The sequence below is a fragment of the Achromobacter sp. NPDC008082 genome (assembly GCF_042957345.1).
GTDB lineage: Bacteria > Pseudomonadota > Gammaproteobacteria > Burkholderiales > Burkholderiaceae_B > Achromobacter > Achromobacter kerstersii_A.
The window spans coordinates 307,878-330,949 of sequence record NZ_JBIBIB010000001.1 but is presented as its reverse complement, the minus strand read 5'-3'; the positions used below and the strand labels follow the sequence as shown (position 1 = coordinate 330,949).

Annotated in this window: 12 protein-coding genes; 4 read left to right on the top strand and 8 right to left on the bottom strand. The window is 62.8% G+C overall.

The genetic code is table 11. From position 1 onward, the window contains the following. Positions 1–13: 13 nt before the first annotated feature. The gene (locus ACFZAI_RS01525; RefSeq protein ID WP_391565261.1) at positions 14–646 is read left to right on the top strand and encodes a LysE family translocator; all 633 of its coding nucleotides are present in this window, start codon (positions 14–16) and stop codon (positions 644–646) included. A 241-nt stretch (positions 647–887) separates the two neighbouring features. Here ACFZAI_RS01525 and ACFZAI_RS01520 read toward each other — a convergent pair whose 3' ends face one another. From ACFZAI_RS01520 to ACFZAI_RS01490, 7 genes are all read right to left on the bottom strand, one after another. Then, a complete protein-coding gene (locus ACFZAI_RS01520) occupies positions 888–1,208 on the bottom strand; it encodes a hypothetical protein (RefSeq protein ID WP_391565260.1) in 321 nt (106 codons plus the stop codon). Between the two features lie 330 nt (positions 1,209–1,538). Beyond that, a complete protein-coding gene (locus ACFZAI_RS01515; protein WP_391565259.1) occupies positions 1,539–1,964 on the bottom strand; it encodes a hypothetical protein in 426 nt (141 codons plus the stop codon). A gap of 55 nt (positions 1,965–2,019) precedes the next feature. Beyond that, complete coding sequence (locus ACFZAI_RS01510; protein ID WP_391565258.1) at positions 2,020–2,385, bottom strand: hypothetical protein; 366 nt, start codon at positions 2,383–2,385, stop codon at positions 2,020–2,022. Continuing rightward, a complete protein-coding gene (locus ACFZAI_RS01505) occupies positions 2,382–2,810 on the bottom strand; it encodes a hemagglutinin repeat-containing protein (protein ID WP_391565257.1) in 429 nt (142 codons plus the stop codon). Before ACFZAI_RS01505 ends, ACFZAI_RS01510 begins: the two co-directional genes overlap by 4 nt. A gap of 170 nt (positions 2,811–2,980) precedes the next feature. Beyond that, the gene (locus ACFZAI_RS01500) at positions 2,981–3,232 is read right to left on the bottom strand and encodes a MafI family immunity protein (RefSeq protein ID WP_391565256.1); all 252 of its coding nucleotides are present in this window, start codon (positions 3,230–3,232) and stop codon (positions 2,981–2,983) included. A 10-nt stretch (positions 3,233–3,242) separates the two neighbouring features. Continuing rightward, positions 3,243–17,453, bottom strand: coding sequence for a hemagglutinin repeat-containing protein (locus ACFZAI_RS01495; RefSeq protein WP_391565255.1), 14,211 nt, complete (start codon positions 17,451–17,453; stop codon positions 3,243–3,245). A gap of 116 nt (positions 17,454–17,569) precedes the next feature. Further along, positions 17,570–19,285 (bottom strand): ShlB/FhaC/HecB family hemolysin secretion/activation protein, encoded by a 1,716-nt coding sequence (locus ACFZAI_RS01490; protein WP_391565254.1) that lies wholly within the window; start codon positions 19,283–19,285, stop codon positions 17,570–17,572. Positions 19,286–19,663: 378 nt separating this feature from the next. Here ACFZAI_RS01490 and rimO point away from each other — a divergent pair, with 378 nt between their 5' ends. Beyond that, on the top strand, positions 19,664–20,980 hold the full coding sequence (rimO, locus tag ACFZAI_RS01485; protein ID WP_391565253.1) for a 30S ribosomal protein S12 methylthiotransferase RimO: 1,317 nt from the start codon (positions 19,664–19,666) through the stop codon (positions 20,978–20,980). 88 nt (positions 20,981–21,068) lie between these two features. On the opposite strand, the gene ACFZAI_RS01480 is transcribed toward rimO, so the two are convergent. Then, complete coding sequence (locus tag ACFZAI_RS01480) at positions 21,069–21,617, bottom strand: bacterioferritin (RefSeq protein WP_391565252.1); 549 nt, start codon at positions 21,615–21,617, stop codon at positions 21,069–21,071. A 233-nt stretch (positions 21,618–21,850) separates the two neighbouring features. Between ACFZAI_RS01480 and ACFZAI_RS01475 the strand changes: the two genes are divergently transcribed. Then, entirely contained in the window at positions 21,851–22,441 is a 591-nt protein-coding gene (locus tag ACFZAI_RS01475; protein ID WP_054420635.1) for a TIGR00730 family Rossman fold protein, read from the top strand. A gap of 34 nt (positions 22,442–22,475) precedes the next feature. Next, the gene (locus ACFZAI_RS01470; protein ID WP_391565251.1) at positions 22,476–23,039 is read left to right on the top strand and encodes a hypothetical protein; all 564 of its coding nucleotides are present in this window, start codon (positions 22,476–22,478) and stop codon (positions 23,037–23,039) included. Positions 23,040–23,072 lie beyond the last annotated feature (33 nt).

The window sequence follows — 23,072 nt, the reverse complement described above, 5'->3', positions numbered from 1 at the left end:
CCGGGAGCCCGTTATGACCACCGCCACGCTGCTGCTTTTCATCCTGGCTTCGGCCGTCGCCATCGTGACGCCGGGCCCCACCACCCTGCTGGCCATGAGCAACGGCTCGCGCCACGGCGTGCGCGCCGCCAGTTGGGGCATGGCGGGTGCGGTCCTGGCCGATTTGATATTGGTCGGTGCGGTGGCGTCTGGCCTGGGCGTCGTGCTGGCGGCGTCAGAAGTCGCCTTTCAGATTATTAAATGGGCGGGCGCGGCGTATCTGGCATATCTGGGCTGGAAGATGCTGCGGTCGGATTCGGCGCTGGTCTTGCCGTCAACAGCCTTGGCAAGCACCGGGCGGCCGGTCGGGTTGGCGCTGGGCATGCGCAGCTTTCTGGTAGCGCTGACCAATCCCAAAGCACTGTTGTTTATGTCCGCGTTCCTGCCGCAATTCATTAACCCGCAAGCGCCGCTGTTAATGCAATACGCCATCGTGGCGGCGGTGCTGGCCACCATCAATATATTGACGATGCTGGTTTATGCGGCCCTGGGCGCGCAACTGGTTCGGGCGTTTCAGGGGTCGGGACTGCGCTGGCTGAATCGGGTGTGTGGGGGGCTGATGATTGGGCTGGCGGGGACGCTGGCGTTGTATCGGCGGGGATCTTAAGGGGCATTACCCATCACCGGTGCACCTACTTTCATATGCGAACTGCCAACGATGGATGCCTATCGGCCCTCAGGCCCGCGTGATATCCATGCTGCGCTCGGTCATCAACGTGCTGGCCGCTTAACGCTTGGCCTGCGGGCTTGCTGCTTTCTTCGGCTCAGAAGGTCCTGAAGTACAGGTTTTTCTAGCATCGATTCAGCCTACAGCTTCTTGAACTCGTGGTTCTCATAGTCCAGCCCTTTCATTCGCTGGGCATCTGAAACGTGAATTTCGCCAAACTTCGCCTGAGGGCGCGACAGCACACGCCGATTATCGAAAATATTAATAATAATATTGGGAAAACTTTACCTTGAACTGCTCCGTCACATTCAGACCGGAGGCAACGCCGCATCACGGTGCGCTTACTGCTCTTGCCGTCGGTCTTCTGGCTGGCGGTGTTCTGCTGGGCCGTGAGCAGGATGTCACCTTGCGCGTCCAGCAGAATGTTGGGGCCCGCGGCCAGGTCGCAGCCAGCAACGACGACGTTAGATAGTTCTGCCTTGCCCACTACGATGGTCGTCAAGTCGCGGCTAGACTACGATTTCCCATTAAATGGATTAGCCGCCTGACGAAGGGCATGAAAAAAGGTGTCAGACTACATTTCCGGGGAACGGCTGAAAATGCAAAGTAAAACATCAAACTCATTTTTTCGGCGATAGCCAGCATGAAAATGCTATCTGACCCCTTATTTTTATCGGCAAGGCCATAGCGGGATGTCGTCTGCACTTAAACTGACGCTGCAACCACCAAGACCTATTCCACTTGGAAGGTTTGACGCTGAACTTAAGCCACTAGTAGCTCGATCATCTACCTTTCCGGCAGCGCCGCCAATTGCTTTTGCACCAAAGAAAACTCAGACAAACGAAATATCTAACCTATCGATTTTCCATGAAATCAGCTTTCCCTCAAGAAAACCGAAATCCGCCAGCAGAATCTCATCACAGAAAGTCAACCCACCACAGCGCAAACAGCCATCCCTCAGCTCGCCGATAATTCTGCATGAATAGCCTGATCCTTCTCTAACGACCGCCGGTTCAGCATGAGAAATTTCTTGAACAATATATTCATCAAAAACCATGGGTAATAACTCTGCCTGATACATTCCCCCCACCTCAAGCCGATAGGGAAGATAGCTTGCAAAGCAGGTAAGCCGCTGACCACAGACAACAATCGAAACCTCCTCCTCAACTTCAGGACTGATGGCATCAACAAGCACTGAGCAAATCATGGTACAGGCCTTATGGTTTTGTCTGCGGGGTTGCCATTCAACATCTTCCAAAAACTCTTACCACGTTCCACACGAATTGTAGTGATAGCACCATCAGAATTAGTTCCTACAAATCCATATTTCGCATCTCCACGGGACGAGTTACCCATAGACTGAACGTAGCCAGTTCGCATTTCGCCTTTGCATAGATACTGAAATTTATCCCCGCTTTGCATAATTTCCTTACCCACCTGCAAATACTCGGCTGATGACTTTGCCCCAAATTTAACGCCGTGCTTTTCAGGTGACCAATTAACTTTGCTTCAGCAGCAAAGCCCGTCGTCAACTTGTTAAAGCCGTCAACCACCCGCGTGGTCGCTGCTGGCGATGACGCTGCCGATAAACGTCGTGTTGTCTTAACGTCGATCAGAAAGCCGCTGTCGCCTGCCCACAAGCCCGTCTGTTCAGTGGCCGTCTTGAAGTCGCTGTTCATCTTGCGGGCGCTAGCGTTGGCCGAGACACTGCTCGAGCCCACGCAATGCGACGGATGCAAAGAGTCAGGCCGAAGCCCGCGCTCTTGATCTTGGAGTTGTACTGGCTACTATCCCGCAAGCTCTCTAACAGCAGGTTGCCCCCTACCGACGCGATGATCTGATCGGCACTGCCCCCTGCTCCTTTAAGCGTGGTATCTCCGCCCGACTTCAACGCCAGCTCGTTGCAAGCCGTTATGTTGCTGTTCGTCCAGGCTTCATCGCGGCAATTGGCGTTGCCCCGGTTGACCGACGCACCCAGTTCGAGGGTGAAGCTAGTCTGCTGGCCACCAAGCGAATAGCAGATGCCAATGCCAGCGCTGCTGCTCTTGCTATCCGTATTTTGCGCGAACGCAGCATTATCCGTGTTGCGCGCGGCATCCACCATACGCACCCCGGTCTGCGCGGTGCCAGCCTCGGGCTTGCTGGCGGTGAGCGTCAGCCCGGCGCTTAAAGCGTCAGACTACGATCATGACTGTGGGCGCATTGGAAAATATAGCCGAGCACTTTAAATCGAAAAAATTCCTATTGACTCATGAATAAAATCTACACTAGCTTTTATCTATTGGGATTTATATATAAATATCTATTCGTCATTTTTAACCTTAGATCCGCCACCAGCCCGACTATTTGAGAATACTCTTCCGGGGTTATCGAGATTTCCATATCCCCAATTTGATCGCACAGGGTTTCTAACGCCAGAACATTTTCGTTTTTATCAATAAAACCTAAAGCATAATCAACCAAATCTGCATCTATCCTATTTTTTAATTTCTCACCCAACAACTTAATTCTATCGTTTAAATCCATAGCAACCACCTCACGGCTTTATTGGCCTCAATGCCGGCACAGGATTATTATCGGGAAAAGCGGTTATTACTTTTCCGCTCGCAGGCTCGTAAACTACCCGCATTCGAATTCCGTCCCTGACGTCCCATGCAACCCACCGGGCGGGATCGCCAGCTTTGGTGTAGAGCCCGCCGGTGCCGGACTGCGCATACCACCGCGTATTTGGCGAAGTTGCTACATCACTAATCTCATGGATGATTTTTTCCGCTGACCAACTTTCGGGAAACACTGTTTTCCCCGGTTGCCCTGGCCACAAATGCCCACCGCTTCCAGGACCGTCGCCATACAAAATATGATTCTTGGTATCCGGGGAAAGAATATCAACATATTCTTTAGGTTGCCAAGTTACGTCAGCAGGCGGTGCTTTCCCCCCCACCTTCGCCGCATCAACTGCCTTGTCTGCCTCGGCAAACACGTGCACTGCTTGGCCGCCCTTCTTAATAATGCCACCAAGCACCGGCACCAGACCAATCGCAGCAAAGTAACGATTCGCCTCATCCCCTGTCGCCGTCTTACCCGTCACAAGCTCATACAACGCGCTAGCGTTTGACACCCCCGGGGCCAGATCGAGCACGGCTTGCGCAAGTGTGTCGGCCTTTTCCTTGCTCAGTTGCGGGTAGTGGCTCAGCGTGAGTGCCACGTCATACGCAGCCGCCATCTTGTCGGCTCGATCGAACTCCACTTGCAAGCAAATATTGTCATTGACGCACGTGGCGATCGCTTTCGCTGTCACGTCTGCCTTCATGCGAGCGACCTTATCGCGATTCTTATAAAGGCTGTTGTTCTCCACCTCTATCCGCGCCGCGACTGCTGCGGGCACGGCAGCCGTCGAATCAACCGATGCGGCAATGCCAGCGACAATGCTGCTTATCAAGTTAACGCGCGCTTGTTCCTCCTCAGGCGTCAGCTTCTTGCGATTGACATCATCAATGCTATCCAGCAGTTTGCTCAAGACCACGCCGGAAAGCGCGCCGGCCCCACCAGCACCGCAAGACGCACCTTGCGCGGCCGCTCCGGCACAACCCAGCACCGCATGTAGCGCGGCATGCCCGACGGAACCTTCCCCGCCCAGCGCACCACTGATTTCCTTAATTTTGGCCGCGCCCAGCGTCTGCAGGTAGTTCACCGTGGCGGCCTGAATGAATTGCCCCGTGCCTCCCATGACGTTGCCACTCGCAGCGCCCAGGATGATGGTCCCCCACTGGCTATAGCTTCCTTGAGCGCCCCATTTACTTTCAAGGTCGGCATATTCCTGCGCCGCTTTGGCACGCTCCGCATAGGAAAGCGATTTGTCTTCGGAACGCTCCTTCGCGTTTTGCGTTTCCTGCGCCCGATTCGTCAAAAATTGCCCGACCTGACGGCCAGCTTCCCCTACGATCTCAAACCCGGCCCTGATCTCCTTCTCATTAAAAATCGGGTTCAGGCTGTTCAACGTGTTCTTGGTGTCGCGGTTTAGTCCGGCGATCGCCTCGGCCGCCGTTTGCCCCGTCAATGCCTTTTGTTCCGCCTCATCGCGAATGACGACCGTTCCGCCGCTGATACCCGCAAGCGTGGTGGAGCTGGACTGGCCGCTGGCGCCCATGACAACGGGCACACCCATACTGATGCCATTGGCGCTGGGCAGGTTCGAGTTTGGTGTCGCCTTGCTTCCACCCGCGACCTCACCCTTGCCGTCGGTGCCGATATTGCTCTTGTCTTTGCCGCCGTCCTTACCGCCGCCAAAGCTCACGCCTCCGCCCAATTGAATGGATTGCCCGTCGTAGCTGGCACGGTTTTCGACGTCGCGGCTGGTGAGGGTGCCGGTGATCAGGACGTTCTTGCCATCGGCAACCGCCTTGTCACTGCTGGCAATGACGCCACCGATCAGTCCGGTGTTATTTGCCACATCAAGCTGGAAGCCGCCGTCGCCCGCCCACAGGCCCGTCTGCTCCGTCACGCTGGCGTATTGGCTGTTGATCTTGGTGTGGCCGTAGTTGCCGCTGACCGAACTGGCGCCGTAGCACAGCGGCGGTATGCACAGGCTCACCTGCACGCCGGCGCTGCGGTCGCGCGCGGTGTATTTGTTAATGTCCTGCAGGCTTTCAATAACGAGGTTGCCGCCTACCGTCGCCAGAATCCGGTCAGCGCTGGCCTGCGCGCCGCGCAAGACCGTGTCGCCGCCGGAGTTCAAGGTCAGGTTGCCGCCAGCCTGGACATGCGTGTTGTTCCACGTCGTATCCTGGCCATCGCCCTTGCTCTTGCTGCCGCCCGCCGCCAGGTTGATGCTGACGCCGTTCTGGGTTCCACCGATCGAAAAGCCCACGCCGATACTGGCGTTGCTGCTCTTGCCGTCGGTCGTCTGGCTGGTGGTATTCCGCTGGGCCGTGAGCAGGATGTCGCCTTGTGCGTCCAGCAGAACGTTGCGGCCCGCAGCCAGGTCGGAGCCAGCCACGGCGATGTTAGATTGCTCTGCCTTGCCCGCTGCAATGATCGTCAAGTCGCGGCCAGCCGCGATGGCGGCGCCGCTTGCTGTACGGCTTTGCCCGCTGCGGGTCTGGCTGGCGCTGCTGGCGCCGACATCGACGTTGACGTTGATGCCGCCAACCTTCGACGGGTCTTTGGCCACGGCATCGTAGGCATTCTTTGCCGCCAAGCCCGCCGCGACCGCAGCGATTGCCTGCAGGCGGCCATTGTTTGTCTGTTGTGCCGCCTCGCGCATGCGGTTGGTGCTTTGCACCGCGCTCACAACGGGATTGCTGGCGCTGATGGTGACGCCGATCTGGCTGGTCTCCTGGAACTGGCGATACGCGCTGGTGTCGTAGCTGCCGTCGATAGTGACCGTCTGCCCGCCCACCAGCACGTCGCGGCCCGCGCGAATGTCGCTTCCACGAACCAGCACATCCTCCGTGGCAACGATAGAGACGTCGCCACGAGGACTGGTGACGGTGCTGCCGGCCGCGCTGGGCGTGCTGCTGCGTTCATCCAGGCTGCCGCTGCTGCTGCGCGAACCCACGCTGAAGCCGCTGCCTTCGCGCCCCAGATCGCCCACCGTCTGATTGCTATAGCTGCTGCTGTGGTCGCGCGTCGCGTTGCCCGTGTCGATGGAGATCGAGCCGCGCTTGGCCATTAGGCCTACGTTGTTGACGGCGTCGATCGCCGACCCGGCGATTCGGATATCTCCGCCGCGGCTGTTCAGATGGACGCTGTTGCCCGTGATGAGCGATGACGTCTGTCCCGTGCCCGAGGACAACTCATTGGACTTCGCCGATTCGCTGCCATAGGGGAAAACTTTGACCCCGCTGGAGTTCGGGCCCCCATCAATTGCCCGTCCGATGTCGCCCAGACTCATGCCCCCCAACTCGAAGCTGCTGCGCTTGCTCGACTCCTGGCTGGTCTTGGTCTGATGGTTGTCGGAGCCAACGACGGAGATATCGCGCTGAGCATCCAGCACGACCCCACCTTGAGCACGCAGGCTGGACCCGGAGATCAGAACGTCGCCATCCCGTGCACGGCCCGAGGCATCACGCGAGCCGTTGCCGGTGGCGCGGATCACGATATCGCCAGCGGCGCTAAGTGAGGCACCGCTACCGACCTGACTAGACGAATCGTACGACCCGCTGCTCTTGCTGCTGCTATGCGAGAACGACACGCCAGGCATCGCGGCCCCGCTGTGGGCGAGCTCTTGCGCTTTGGCTTTGCTGGAACCGGCAGCGGACAGGTTCTTGAAACTGTCCATCAGCGTTCCGACAGCGGACACGCCAAAGCTGCTTTCCTTCAGTGAATACTCGCTGTGCGTGTTTTCGACGTCGCGGCCCGCCACGATGGCCACGTTCTGTCCTTGGATGTCGATGTTGCCCGTGTTCCCGGCGATATCGCCCGCGGCCCTGCCCGCGACCACATCGCTACCTGCGATCACGACATTTCGTCCCGCCGTCAGAATGACGTCGCCGCCCGAAGTACCCAGAAGACTACGTGCGTCGCTCTGAGTCACTCCATCGACGGTCTGCAACGATTGCGCATCGCTGCGCTTGTACGAAATTCCCAGGCCGCCTGTGGAAAGACCGCTTTTCTTCACGCGCTCGGAATGGCTTTCCCCGTAAGTATTCGTTCCCGCCGTCACCGACAGATCGCGGCCAGCATCGGCGATAAGCTCACCGCCGGCAAGGACGTTTGAAGCGTTCAGCGAAACGTCCCGTCCGGCCCGAAGCACGACATCGTCACCGCTGAAGATTGAACCCTGGGTTTGTGTCTTAGCCTGCGAGTCGACCGAATGTGTGGTCTTGCTGGATAGGAAACCCTTGGTCTTGAAATGCACCTCGTCGCGCGCAGATGCCGAGGCTTCTCCCGCGCCGATGTTGATATCGCGGCCCGCCGCGACGCCCAGTTTTTTGCCGGCCGAGACATCAGCCACGCGCGCGTTGACGTCCTGCCCAGCAATCAACGTGACATTCCCGTCAGCCGCAATGCTTGAACCGATCTCCTTGCTTGTGGCGAGGTCATGCCGGTTCTTCTTATTCAGAACCAGCGATTCGCCGTGGCTTTCCTCGAGCGTGGCCAGATTGATATCGCGGCCCGCTTGCACTCGCACGCCGTCCTTGGCGCTGACCTGCGCCGCCGTCAGGGTGACATCGCGTCCCGCCTGCATGCTGAGGTTGCCAGCGTCCACGCGCGACACGCCTGACATGTACGAACCCCATGTCGCGCCGTTATTTTCCGACGCCGATGTGGAGGTCAGCGCAATATCGCGCCCCGCTTTCAACGCGACGGTATCTCCCTTGATCAGCGACACCAGGCTGGTCAGATCGGTGCGCGCGGCAAGATCCACCGTGGCGCCCTGGATCAGGCTGCCGGCCTGGTTGACGATATTGGAGGCGCTCATGACGGTGGCGTGGCGCGCGCCGACGGTGCCGCTGTTGGTGATGCCGCCGTCTGCCGTCAGCTTGACGTCTCGGCCAGCCATCAATGTGCCGTCGCCCTTCAGGTCGCCTTTTCGCACGACCAGGTAGACCTTGGGGACCAATACGGTTTCGGGACTGCCATCAGGCAAGGTGACCGTTTCGGCCACCAGCCACACCAGATCGCGGGTCAGCTGGCGTTGTTGGGCTTCAGTCAGCGCAACGCCCACCTGGACGTTGTGGTCGCGGGCGAATGTGGCGCCTTCGGCCATCAAGGCCTTGTACTGGCTGTCGTTGTCGCTGAAGCGGCCCAGGAATCGCTGACCGGTCGTCGCCAGGATTTGATCAGATACGAGCTTTTGCTCGTAGAATCCGTCACCCAGGCGTTTGGGTTGACCCGAAGGCGTTAGGAACTTGGCGCCCGGCGGAACCAGAGCGTCCCAGCCGGCCAGCGTCTTGCCGCCTTGCACGGCGTTGTCCGTCACAGCGCCGCCATTGGCCAACACGCTGCCCGCCGCAGACGCCGCCGGGACGTCAAGACGCTGCGCGTCTACGCTCGAACCGGCGCCTAATTCAGGGCCTGCCGGCCCCTGCGTCGTGACGGCTCCCTTGCCGATGGTCGCCTGGACATGGCTGGGCTCGACTGGCTTGTCGGCATGTGGACCGGCAAGCCCGGCACCTGCCCCGCCCGCCACTGTGGTTCCCGGCAGCGCATCCGGCTGGCGCAGCAGGTCGAACAGATAGTCGCTGGACACGGTGGGGCGTTGGCCGATGAAGCGCGAATCGGTGGCGACGATGTAAGGCGCGTCGGGGCGCCTGTCCACCGCAAAGAGCTGGTTATCCGGGATGCTGGCCGGGTTCGACACCGTGCGGACAACCTCTCCACTGGGCAAATCCAGGCTGGCGACTAGTACGGGTCCCGGCTTACCGACGCCCGTGGTGCCGGGCGCCGAGCCGTCTAGCGCGACGCTCGCGTGTCCGCCCGAGGTGCCCACGGGAAGTTCGATGGACTGTCCAGCCAGAGTGGCGGTGTACGGGCTGGAGTATTCCTTGCGGTCCTTAGAGCGCGCCTGCGAAACCGTGGCCGTGCCTTGGCGCGTCACGATGCGTTGTCCGCCCGCGCCGATGTTGTTGATGGCCGGGCCCGCCACATTGAGCGCCCCGCCCGCAGCAATCTGGCTCTTGTCGTTGGTGACCGAACCGGCCAACGTCATGGCGCCGCCGGACAGGATCTTGCCCGGGTCAGACGACAGCGTGCGAGTCTCGGTGACCGTTTCGTTGACCTGGTAATACGTCAGCGTGCCAACCAGCCGGTTGCTGAAATCGGCGTTGAATGCGCGGATGCGCGCGTCCAGGGTCTTGTAGGGCTCCGTGTAGGCGGCATAGGCCGCTTCAAAGGCCTTGCGGCGCGCGGCTTCTGCAAGACACGCGGGGCTGGTGGTAAAGCAGGGCGCTTCCGGAGGGACCCACACAGGCAAGGAGCCCGTTGGCGGCGTAACACCGAACACCGACCAGATGCGCGCGCCGGTGTCATAGCCGAACCATTCGGGCACGTCCCAGCATCCGCCGCCCGCGTCGCCGCCGCTACACGCGACGTCGGCCGGCGTATAGGCCAGTGCAATTGGCGAACTGACGCCCGCCTTGCGTTTTCCGCCGGGCGTGTAGTCGAACGGCGGGCCGTAGCGCGCCGCCGGATACTTGTCGGACGGCAGCAGGAACATGCGCTCGGGGTCATCGTCCAGCCAAGCCGGGTCCTTGCTGCACTGGGGCGTGACCTCGTCGCACAACCAGTGCGTCTCGGCGTCATACATGTCGGTACTGCCGGCCGGTGTGAAGTACACCTTCGACTGCGACGCAACCTGCACGGTGTGGCTGGTGTAGCCGGCGTTTTGGTTTATCAGCGACGCCGCCGAAATGCGGACATCGCCCGCCGCTTCGATGGTGGAACCCGAGTTCAGCAGCGACCCTGCCTGCCCTGACGCATTGCCGCCGGCATCCAGCGTGCCGCCGATGGCAAGATCCGCCCCGGCATAGACCAGCGCGTGCTCGCGATTCACGAGCGTCGCGGCGGCCAGATCCATGGCGCCTCGAGACGCGATGACGGCGCCGGCGCTATTCACTAGCGTATGCGTCTGGACCGCGACTTTGTCTCCGTAGAGTCGGGCAAGGTTATCCACGCGACCGGCATTGATGTGCGTGGCGGCGCCATCGATCAGCCCTGCATTGGTCAAGCCCTGCGCCACGTTTAGCGTATTGGCGCCGCCGGCCAAAAGCTGGCCGCTCGCCTGGTTGACGAGCGAGTCCGCGTTGATGCTCAAGTCACGCCCGGCGCTGATCGTGGCGCTGTTGTGCAGCGCACCGCCCAACGACAAGTGCATGTCGCGGCCACTGGAAAGGTCGCCCGTCTGGTTCAACGCACCCGCATATTGAAAGGTAAGATCGCCCGCCGATTGCAGTGTGCCCAGGCCGTGCAATACCTGCGCGATGACGGTCAGGCCGTTGCCCGCCAGCAGCTTGCCTTCGCCGTTTTTCAACGTGTCGGCCACGATGCGCGCGTTGCCCTGCGCGGCCACCTCGCCGCCCTGGTTATCCAGTTCCCGCGTGGTCAGGGTCAGGTCCTTGGCCGCCTGGATCGAGCCACCTTGGTTGTTGACGCGGTCCGCCACCACGGCGATCACCTTGCCCAACACGCCCTTCGGTGCTGCACGTTCCGCTGTCAGCGTGGCGCTGTTATCCAGCGAGGACGACGTCAATGTCAGTGCGTTATCGGCCTGGATCAGACCGGCGCGGTTGTCGAGCGCGCCTTCTGCCTTGAGCAACACATCGCCGCCAGCCAACGTGCCAGCGCGGTTGACGACCGTGGCGGCCACAATGTTCAAGCCGCCCGCCGCGGCGATCAGCCCGTCGGTGTTGTCGAGCTTGCCCGCCAAGGTCAAGGCCGCAGCGCCCGTCGAGGTCAATTTGCCTGCCTGGTTGTGCAGATTGTCGGCAGTGATCGCCAGGCCGCCGCCTTGCACGACCGCATTGCGCGTGTCGATTTCGCCCGGCGTGGCGAGCGTTACGTTGCCCAATGCGGACAGCGTGCCGCGCGCAAGGTCCAGTCGGCCTGCGGTAAGCGTCAGGTCTTTGCCGGCCAGGCTCGTGCCGTGATGGATGATGCCGCCCGCCGTCAGCTTCAGGCTGCCGGGCTGGTTGAGGACGCCGTCGCCGTCCATGCCGGCCACGAAGCGGCCGGCGTTGGTCAGCACGTCCGGCGTGGTGACGCGCACGTCGCCACCCGCCAGGACCGAACCCTGATTCAGCAACGTCGCGCCCGCACTTGCGCGAGCATCTTGCCGGGCAGACACAACGCCCGCGTTGGTGAGGGCGCCGCCCGCGTCCAGGTTCAGCACGCTGGCTGCTTGAAGACGGCCATCTTTCGCAATGGCCAGATCGCCCGCCGCGCTGGCGTTCAGGTCACCTGCCTGGGTTGCGGCGATGCCGCCAAGCGTGGCGTCGGCGCCCGCGCGCAAGGTCATGCTCTGACCTGCGGCCAGGGAGCCCTGCACACGCAACGCAGCGCCGGCATCGGCTGTCAACGCGCCGCTGGCCTGTAAGGCCGATGCCGCGCCGAATGCCAGATCGCCTTGCCGCGAATTCAGCGTCAGGTCGCCATTGAGCGCGGCAACCGTGCCGTCCACCGTCAAGTCCTTGCCCGAGATCAGCGCTTGCGAATGTCCGGCCAACATGCGCCCGGCCGCATGCAGCACGCCTTGCGCGGTGGCGGAAAGCGCGCGCCCTGCTTGCGCAAGGCTCGATGCGGCGACGCTTACGTCACGTCCGGTCAAAGTCAGGTTCGCATCGGATGCCGCGGCGCCGTCCACTCGCACATCGCGCGCCGCGGCCAACGCCATGTCAGCGACCGAACTCAATGCGCCCACGGTGGTCAGGTCTTGACCCGCGCGTGCGCTCAGCGCCCCCGCGGCCTGGACTTGCCCGCCTTGCTTCACGACCAAGTCATGCTGTGCGGAGATCAGCGCATCACCTGCCGCGCGCTCGCCCAACGCCGCCACAACGCCGCCCAATCGGGCGCTACCGCCCGCAGCCAGCGTGAGGCCGCCGCCAGCGGCAATGACGCCGTCGGTATCCAGATCGGCGCCCGCGCTTGCGGCAAGGCCGTGGGAAGATTGCATCCTGCCCGCCGCGCCCACTTGCAGCTTGGCGCCGGCATCCGCTTGCAGCGCGCCCGCCAGAGCCGTTGCGATGCCGTCAATGTGGATGTTGCGATCCGCCTTCAACACGACGGGGGAACCTGCGGTAACCGTACCCGTGTCTGTGATGACCAGGTCGCCGCCGGCCTGCGCGCGCAGCATGCCGCCCATGCCGGCCCTGGCGTCCGCGCCGTTTGCAGTGCTCGCCGTGCCAGCCGTGCCAGCCGTGCCAGCAATATGCAAATCTTGCCCGGCAGCCATCAGCAACTTGCGGCTGCCTTGTGCCAGGGCCTTGGCGGCCACCGTCAGATTTCCGACGGCATCGATTTCAAGAGCGCCGTTGGCGACCGTCTTGCCGTGCAATGCAGCGTCCGTACCCGCGGTCAGGGCAATGTCGGCTTCGCTGGAAATAATGCCCGCGGCAAGCAGCTTCCCGCCCGACTCTGCAAGCACTTTGCCGCCCGCTTGCAGTTCACTTGCGCCGCCCAGCGTCATATTGCCGCCGCTACTGGCCGCAAGCGTACCCGTATCCGCCAACACGTCGCCGTCGACCTTCAAATCGTGCTGCGTGCGCAACTGCACCGAGTTTCCGGCGACAAGCGCGCCGGACAATGCCGCGCTATGCGCCTGGATCGCGACGGTTCCATCCGCCTGCACGCGCGAGCCCGCCAAGGCGGCCAAAACGCCACCGGCCTTTGCACTGATCGAGCCCGCCGCCAGGTTCTGGCCTGCCAGCGTTATGTTGGACGCCCCAACCAGAGCCAGATCAGTCAGTGATGACATTGTGCCGGCCGACATGAGCGACGCGCCCGCGCGCGCCAGCAAAGCCCCGCCCGCCAGCGATCGGCTGTCAGACGACAGCGTCATATCGCGTCCGGCGATCAACTGCAACGCCCCCTTCGCCGAGGCCGCCGTGCCTGTCAGCGCCATGGCGCCGCCGCTCTGTATCAATGTGCCCCGATCGCCGCGAACGGCGCCCGCGATTGTCGCCACGCCCGTTGCCTGGATGTGCGTGTTCTCGGATGCTTCCAACTGCCCCGGCGCGCCGACGCGCACGTCGTTCTTGGCAGCCATAGTCAGCGAGCCATCCACGCCTACCTTGCCGTCTGCCACAACATCCCGGCCCGCCCGCAATTGCGCATTGCCCTTGGACACCAACACGCCATTGGCGACAAGGTCGCGCCCCGACTTCACGTGAACGCCCTGCCCTTGCAGCTGGCTGCCCGAGCCCAGCAGCAGGTCGTCGCCAGTATTCAGAGCCAGCGTGCCGCCGTAGGCCAGCGCATCGCCATCTACGCGCAGATTGCGCACAGCCTGCAAGGTCAACGCCTTCAATGAGCTGACCCTGCCCGCCACATGCAGATCGCCGTCCGTCTTTGCCCGCGCGGCCCCGGCCGCTGCAATGCGCGCCAAGCCGCCAACCGACAGGCCGCGCCCCGAACTCAAGTCCAGGCCGCCAATGCTGGCCGCCATTTCGCCATTGATCGTCAGCGCGCCGATGGCGGCGACGGTGATGTCGCCGTTGCCCCGCCATGCGCCAGACATCGCTATATCGTTGCCCGCCGTCGCGCGCGACGCGCCTTCGGTTTCCCATTGCGCCGCCCGGCCCATGATGAGATCACGCTTGGCGACAAGCGATATGTCGCCGCTTGCCGACACGGTGCTGTCCACACGCGCATCACCGCCCGCCGCTACATCGATCACACCGCGCGATCCCATCGTGCCTGCCGCGTGCAGATCGCTGCCCGCCTGTGCCGCGATGCCCTGGCCCTGCGTCTGGCTGGACTCGCCCAGTTGCAGCGCCTTGCCCGCATTCAAGGTCAGCGCGCCCGCGTAGGCCCGCGCCGCGCCATCGATGCGCAGGTCGCTACCCGCGTCCAGGGTGACGCCCGCGTTGGCCAGCGCGTCGCCCGCCAAGGCCAGATTCTGACCCGCAAGCACGTTCATGGCCCCTTCCGATTGCAGCCGCGCATTGGCGCCTGCCGCAACGTTGCCCGTCGCTTGAAGCCACAGGTTTCCGCCCGCCAACAGATTGCCGTCGACCGTGGCGTCGCGCGCCGCCTGCGCCGTCAAGGCTGCCAACGACGACACCGTGCCGGCTGCACTCAACGCCCCCCCGGCAAGCAAGGCCACCGGCCCCGCCGCATTCACCCGGCCGCTTGCGCCGATGGACAAGTCACGGCCCGACGCCAGGGTCACTGCGCCCCGCGCCGCTTCCACCGTGCCGGTGAGATCCAGTTTGCCCGCCGCGTTCACTTGCGTGCCCAGGTTGCTGCGCAGGCTACCCGCCAGCCCGACATCGCCACCGCCAGCCAAGGCGGCGCTGCCGGTGGCTTCGAATGCACCGGTGACGTGGGCCGCACCCGCCGCCCGCAACGTCAGATGGCCATCGGCGCCAAGCCTGCCGCCGAGCATCGCCAGACTGCCCGCCGTGAGTTCTGCCGGGCCCACGGCGGATACGTCGCCGCTTGTGTAAAGGTTGCGCGCGGCGGCAACCGCAATCGCGCCGTCGCTGGTAGCCGTACCTGCCAGATCCGCGTCCCGCCCTGCGTTCAAGGCCATGTTCGTTGCCGATTGCAGCTGCGCGGCCGCGCGAATGCCCAAGTCCTGGCCCGCGCGTAATGACAGCGTGTCGCCAGATAGCAGTTGCCCGCCCACGGCGATGTCGCGCACTGCCGCCAGTGTCTGCGCGCCCTTGCTGGACAGCGCACCCTCCATTCTCAGGACGCCGCCGCTATCGCCACGCAACGTCGCGCCAGCCACTGCCTTGCCCTGCTTGCCGACCAGCAGGTCTCCGCCCGCCAGCATCTCCAGCCCGCCTTGGGCGGCAGACGTTTCGCCATCCAGACGCAACACGCCCTTGGCTTCAATGCGATTGCCGTCATTGCTGCGCAACGCGCCAGCGATCAGCATGTTTTGCCCCGCCTTGACGAGCGCGCTGCGTTCCGCGTCGATGCTTGCGCCCTGGCTGACCGTGACATTGCCCGCGGCCTGAAGCTGCAACGGCCCGCCTGCCAATAGCTTTCCGCCGGCCTTGGCGTCACGCGCGGCCTGCACCGTCAGCGCAGCCAGGGATGAGACCGTGCCGGCCGCATTCACGTCGCCCTTGGAACGCAAGGTGACCGGACCGCCGGCCCGTACGCTGCCTTTGTCGCCGATGGACAGGCCGCCGCCCGACGTCAGCGTCAGTGCGCCTTGCGCGGTGTCGGCCGTGCCGGTGACAGCCATCGTGCCCGCCGCCCGCGCGCCCACGCCTTGATTTCCGCTCAGCGCGCCCGTCAGCAGGGCGTTGCCGCCCGCCTTCAATTCGACGGTTCCCTGGGACACCATTTGACCGCCCGTGCGGACATCGCCACCGGCGTCCACCACGATGCGTTCGCCCTGTGCGCGGCTGGCCTGGCCCAGCCGCAAATCGTTTCCACTCTTAAGATCCAGGCCGCCGCCGTAGGCCAGCGCGCTGCCTTCGATGCGCAAGTTTCGCGCCGCGTCGATCGACAGTGCGCCATCCGTCAAGGCCTCGCCCGCAAGATTGGCGTCCGCGCCTGCGCGCATCGTCGTGCCGTTTGCCGACTGCGCCTGCGCGCCCGCTTCGGAAACCATATTGGCGCCTGCCTGTGCCAACAACGCGCCAGACGTGTAGACCTGCCGCGGCAACACCAGGTCGCGCCCGGCTTGCAACGAGACGCCTGCCTTGGCAGAAACAACGCCGGGAGTTTCCGACGCGCCGCCTGCCTGCTTGCCGGATGCCGCGACGCCTGTCGTTGCGCCGTTTCCAGGCTTGTCTGGCCCCCCATTGCCGCCGCTGCCACCGTTACTGCCGTTACCGCCGTTACCACTTCCGTTGCCGCCGCTGCCGCCGTTACCACTTCCGTTGCCCGGATCATTGCCGCCGCCATTCGCTACGCCCGCGTCGGGCTGAACGGCGGGAACCGGCAAGCCCGTCATCCTCAGATTGCGTCCAGCCGACGCGCTGATGTTCTGATCCGCCATCAGCATGTGACCCGACAGCACCAGATCCTTGGCGGCGGCCACTCTCAACACATCCTGCGACCGCAAACTGCCTTGCGCGCCGACAATCACCGTCTTGCCCGCCTGCACGCTTAACGGTCCGCCCGACCCGACCCCGCCCGAAATGGTTGCATCGCGCAGCGCGGTCAACGTGGCCGCGCCCTTGGCCTGCGCGATTCCCTGCACGGCAAGGTCCCGGCCGCTGTCTACCCGAAGCGCCCCCGCGGCCTGCACGGTGCCGCTGGACGCAATACGCACGTCTCCTGCCGCGTCGACGTGCAGGTCGCCCGTCAGCGCCACGAGATTGCCGCCAATGTTCACGCCTACGCCGGACTCGGTGCCGATCAGCCGGATGCTGTTGGCGTACATGCCGCCCAACGCGGCTGTGTCCAGCGCCACCTCGGGCGCAGCGCCTTGTCCGGCTCGAGCGGACACAACGCCCGTTTCGTAATTGACCTGCGCGGCGCCGGCCGTGACGTTGAGCCTATCGGCCCACACGCTTGCATTGATTTCCAACGTGCGAGCCAGCAGGTCCACCTGGCCAAGGTTCGCGCCGTTCAGCCCGGCGCCATCGACGCGGATGTTGCCCGATGCAATGTCAAAACCGATACGCCCATCAGGACCGATCTGCGGACGCCCGGTAGTCAGCGTGGCGCGGTCGGCGTTCAAGAAGCCGCAGCCGTTGCAGGTGATACCGGCGGGGTTGGCGACGATGACGTTGGCGCGGTGGCCGGCCACTTCCAACGCGCCCATCAATTGCGAGGGGTTCGGCGCGGTGACCTGGTTCAGGATGGTGGTTGCGCGCTGGTTACCCAGCATGGTGTTGCCTGCCACCTGCCCCGCCAGCGCCGTCTGGCTGGCGCCGCCGCTATTGTTAAGCACTGCGCCGGACGGACCCACGTTGAAGTGTGTGTAGCGGTTGTTCGACACGCCACCGGCGCTGGGCGGCGCGATGTTGATCACCGGGACCCCATTGCTCACGCCCACGGCAGGTTTGGCGCCCGCCACGCTTCTGTCGACCGTGATCGGCAGAGTCTGCGCCAGCACTGGCGACCAGACCTGCAAGAAAATGACGGACCAGACACTCATCGAACGAAGCTTGGACATCATGCAACCCCGGGTAACGAAAAGGCCGACATCGGCGTAAGCCGTTGCGCCCCGGGCATAAGCCCACGGGCGATGTCGAGCAGAGCAATCAGGAAAGCCGGCGACTCAAGGCCGCGGCGTCAAAACTCGAACATCACGGCAACGGCGTAGACAGTGGAGGCGGTCTTTAATGAATCAGGTTTTTTCAGCGGCCAGCCGGCAGACAGGTCGTAGCTGGCTTGAACGTATGGAAGGGATAAGCGCCCGCGCAGTCCGGTGACCGCTCCCGCCAACGTGCGCCCCGATAGCCATTGCGCGGATTCGCCGCCCACGCGCCCCACGTCCACGCCCGCATACAGTTGATGGCCGGCCGCACCCAGCAGGTTGTCCAGGCCCAGCGACAGGTCATTGCGCAGCGTCCAGCCGTCTTCCGCCGCCAAGGTCATCTGTCCGTCGAAACCACGCACCGCGTAGCGGTTGCCGATGGTGAAGTAATCCGAGGGCACCACGGGCGTCTTGGCATGCTGGATTTGCCAGTTCACGTGATAGGCCCAGGGTTGGTCCGCCATTTGGAACGGCAGGTACAGGCCGGCATTGGCGGCAACGATAGTGCTGCGGCCGTTCCACTCGGGCTTGCCGTAGACGTAGCCGGGCTGGTCGGACAAGCCGGTCAGGGTGCCGCGCACGCCTGCGCCCGCGTCCAGCACCGCGCGGCCCAGATAGTGGCGGTGCGTCACGCTGAAGTCGTAGCCGGTGACGTCGCGGCGTTGAACATCAATAGGCTCATCGTTCAGCGTGCTGCCAACGCGTTTGCGCAGTGCGGAGAGCGTCGCCGTGCCTTTGTAGTCAGCGCCGCGATAGGGCACCAGCGACACGCCCGCTTGCAGCTGCTTCGTCGTGCCGCCGTAGACGATGGGCTCAACGAAGCCGGCCACGCTTTGGCGATAGGTGGATTTGCTGGCGCTGGCAAACACGGCCCAGTAGCCAAACGGAATGCTGTAGTGGATGGACGCCGCCCGCGTGTTGGAGTCCGCGTCGCGCCAGCGCGCGTTGCTGTTCCACGCGACGGACACCTGGTCGTAAAGGAACAAAGGGGAATCCAGGGTCAGCCCGGCGTTGACCTGATACTTGCCGATGGCATCCAGGCCGCCGTTGTCGCCCCCCACATATCCATGCCAGCGTTTGCCGGTGCCTGGGCGCAGGATGATGTCGGAGTCGCCCAGTTCCGGGCCCGGCGCGACGTCGATGGCGGCGTCGGACTGGCCGCGAAGCCGGCGTATGTTCTCCAACGCCTGATCCAGATCGCGCTGATTCAAATTGCCGCCGGGGCCGGTCGGCATCGCGGTGCGCCACCAGCCGATGGCGCCTTCGTCTTGCACGCCGGAAATCCGGCCGGGCAAATACCGCAAGGCCAGCTTCCCCGCAGCTAGAGACTGTTCAGGCACGACGACCCGCGCCGTGATTTGCCCGTTTTGAATCAGCAGACCGTTCAGATAATCCTGCAAGCGGCGCAGACCCTGCCCGCCGATGCAACGGCCCGTAATAGCGCCGCCAGCGGCCTCAGCCACGGCCGTGGACGGCGCGGCGTCCTCCCAGGACAGATCGCGAATGACGAAGCACGGCGTCTCATCAGGCAGATCCCGCTGGGCCGGGTGGGCGTGGCCGCCCGCGGACATGACGTCCGGGCGCTCGGCCGCGCGGGCGCGCTGAGCGTCCAGCTCCAGCTCTTGTCTGCGTTCAATATCCACAGGGCGCAACACCGCATCTGGCGGGGTCTGCGCGATAGGCTCGGTGGGGAAAGCGCCCGCCGCGATCAAAACAATTGCGGCGACACGCCGGCACCAAGAGGAATTCATAAGGGGCTGGACGCCGCAGTGAGCCGCGGGCGCCATCTATCTCGATGAAACTAAATGTTGAGCTAGTTTGCGATACAAGATAGCCAAGAACCACAGGAAACCGCCGTAAACGGCAAAAATCTGAGTTTTACTAATATTTGAACGACGTTTTAATACTATTGAGCGACGTTGCGGTTTTTTAGTAATTATCAGATTTTCTCAACGCGTACCCGGCCGGGTGGGACACCCGTTTCCGCCATCGCGAAAGCAACGCCGAGGCGCCTGCGCAAAATAGGGGTTTGCGCCCGTTTCCCATAAAATGACGGCCCCCGCTCTGCCCGCGCTAAAATTGCGCAGCTTTTGATCATTGGCGCTGGCTCGCGCCCACCGAGGTATTCCATGTCTTCCCCCAAAGTCGGCTTCGTCAGCCTGGGCTGTCCTAAAGCCCTGGTCGACTCCGAACGCATCCTGACCCAACTGCGCACCGAAGGGTACGAAGTCACGCCCGAGTACAACGACGCGGATGTCGTCGTCGTCAACACCTGTGGATTCATCGACAGCGCCAAGGCGGAGTCGCTGGAAGCCATTGGCGAAGCGCTGGCCGAGAACGGCAAGGTGATCGTCACCGGCTGTATGGGCGTTGAGGAATCGGTGATTCGCAAGGTGCACCCCAGCGTGCTCGCGGTGACCGGCCCCCAGCAATATGAAGAAGTGGTGCGCGCCGTGCATGACGCCGCGCCGCCCAAGCAGGACCACAACCCCTATCTGGATCTGGTGCCGCCGCAAGGCGTGAAGCTCACGCCGCGCCACTACGCCTATCTGAAGATTTCGGAAGGCTGTAATCACCGTTGCAGCTTCTGCATCATTCCGTCGATGCGCGGCGACCTCGTCAGCCGTCCGGTGGGCGATGTCTTGAGCGAAGCCGAGCGCCTGGTCAAAGCCGGCGTGAAGGAAATGCTGGTGATCTCGCAAGACACCAGCGCGTACGGCGTGGATGTGAAGTACCGCAGCGGGTTCTGGAACGGCCGCCCGGTCAAGACGCGCATGACCGAGCTCTGTCTGGCCTTGTCCGAAATGGGCATCTGGACGCGCCTGCACTACGTGTACCCGTATCCGCACGTGGACGAAGTGATTCCGCTGATGGCGGAAGGCAAGATCCTGCCGTATCTGGACATTCCGTTCCAGCACGCCAGCCCGCGCATCCTGAAGGCCATGAAGCGCCCGGCGTTTGAAGACAAGACGCTGGCGCGCATCAAGCGCTGGCGCGAGATCTGCCCCGACCTGACCATCCGCTCGACCTTCATCGTGGGCTTTCCCGGCGAAACCGAGGAAGACTTCCAGTACCTGCTCGACTGGATGCAGGAAGCGCAGCTGGACCGCGTGGGCTGTTTCCAGTATTCGCCGGTGGAAGGCGCGCCCGCGAATCTGCTGGACAACCCCGTGCCGGACGACGTGAAGCAAGACCGCTGGGAACGCTTCATGGAATTGCAGCAAGGCATCTCGACCGCACGCCTGGCCCGCAAGGTCGGCCGCGAAATCGACGTGCTGATTGATGAGGTCGACGAAGACGGCGCCGTGGGCCGCAGCAGCGCCGACGCGCCCGAGATCGACGGCTGTGTCTACGTCAGTTCGGACAAGCCCTTGAAGGCGGGCGACATGGTGCGTGTGCGCGTCACGGATTCCGACGAATACGACCTGTGGGGCGACGTGATCTGATCACGCCCGGCAACGCACGCAGCGCCTGCGCCGCAAAACAAAACCCGGCCTCGCAAGGCCGGGTTTTTTTACGTCTGCGCTGTCGCGCTTACGTCTTAGCCAGAAAGTCCGACATATCGTCGGCGTGTTCTTCTTCCACCGCCAGAATCTCTTCCAGCATGCGGCGCGTGGTGGAATCCTGTTCGCCGATGTATTCGATCATCTGGCGATAGCTGTCGATGGCGATGCGTTCAGCGATCAGGTTTTCCTTGATCATGTCTTCCAGCGTCTTGCCTTCGACATACTCCGAGTGGCTGCGATCCAGAATGCCCTTGGGCGACAGGTTGGGTTCACCGCCCAACTGCACAATGCGCTCGGCCAATTGGTCGGCGTGCTGCTGCTCTTGCGCCGCGTGTTCGGCGAATTCCGCGGCCACCGGTTCGGCGTTCAAACCCCGGGCCATGAAGTAGTGGCGCTTGTAGCGCAGCACACAGACGATCTCGGTGGCCAGCGCCTCGTTCAGCAGTTTCAGAACGGTCTCGCGGTCTGCACGGTAGCTGTCCGTGACGGCGCCAGATTCAATGTCCTGACGCGCCTTGGCGCGTATCGCCTTCACGTCCATGTCGAAGGGGCGGTGGTTTCGGGTTGCTTGTTCCATATCGTTAGCTCCTCTAGGTTAGTGAAAGCACGACGACCCTGGATATCCAGTCGTACCGAATGCTTGAGTCTACCGATCATGGCGGATCTTGCTGTGTCCAAACATTGCTCCTGCCCCCGTTTTGCGCCACCCCCAACAGCGAAAACCCCTCGGGCAAACCTTGCGTAAACTATCGGCTTCCCGAAAAGCCGGTGACGCAATCTGTAACTGGCCCGGCAATCTGCAACCTTTTTATGACTCTGAAGAACATCTGCGTGTATTGCGGCTCGAACCCGGGCACGCGCCCCGACTACATCGAGCAAGCCCGCGTACTGGCCCGCGAACTGGTCAAACGCGACCTGGGCCTGGTGTACGGCGGATCGGTCGTCGGCATCATGGGCGTGATCGCCAATGAAGTGTTGGCGGGCGGCGGCCGCGTGATTGGCGTGATTCCCGAGTTGCTGCAAAAGAAGGAACAGGCGCATCGCGGCCTGACCGAGCTGCACCTGGTGCAGAACATGCACGAACGCAAGGCCATGATGATCGACAAGGCAGACGGCTTCATCGCCCTGCCCGGCGGCGCCGGCACGCTTGAGGAATTCTTCGAAGTCTGGACCTGGGCGCAATTGAACATGCATCAAAAGCCCTGCGGCTTGCTGAACATTGCGGGGTACTACGATGCGCTGGTCCAGTTTGTGGATCACGCCGTCGACGAAGCCTTCATCCGGCCGCAGCATCGCGACATGCTGGTGGTGGAAGAAGACCCTGCCGTGCTGCTTGACCGCTACGCCATTTACGAGCCGCCCAACGTCTCGAAGTGGTTCGATCCCATCAAGGCCGCCTGACATCCTTATCAAGACCATGACGGAAACCCACGCAATGTCCTCTGATTCGTTGTCCCCTTCCAGCACCGAGTCCGTGTTGCGCGACTACTTTCACGCGAAGGACGAAAACCGCCCGCATTTCATGACGCGTGCGTTCGCCCCTGGCGCCGTGCTGAAAATGGCGCTGCGCACGCAGGCCATTGCCTTCCCGCCCGAATCGCACGGCGTTGCCGCGATTGCCGACACGCTGGTGCGCAAGTTCGGCCAGACCTACGAGAACGTGTACACGTTCTACCTGTCGCGCCCCGCCTCCGGCGCGCGGCTGCCTGATTACCAATGCGACTGGATCGTCGGCATGACGGAAAAGGCCACCGGCAATGTGCGCGTGGGCTGTGGCCGCTACGACTGGAAATTCCAGCCCGAACCGTATCGCGCCACCGACCTGACCATCACCATCGAAACCATGGTGACGCTGCCGCCCGGCGACATGCCCGCCGTCTTCGGCTGGCTGCTGGGCCTGGACTACCCGTGGACCAACGCCGCCCGCGTCGTGGCCAGCGCGCCGCCCCTGGAAGCGCTAGCGCCGGTCGTCCATTATCTGCTTCACCCCAACGGCTAGCCGGCATTGCCGCCAGCCGGTTATCGGATTGAT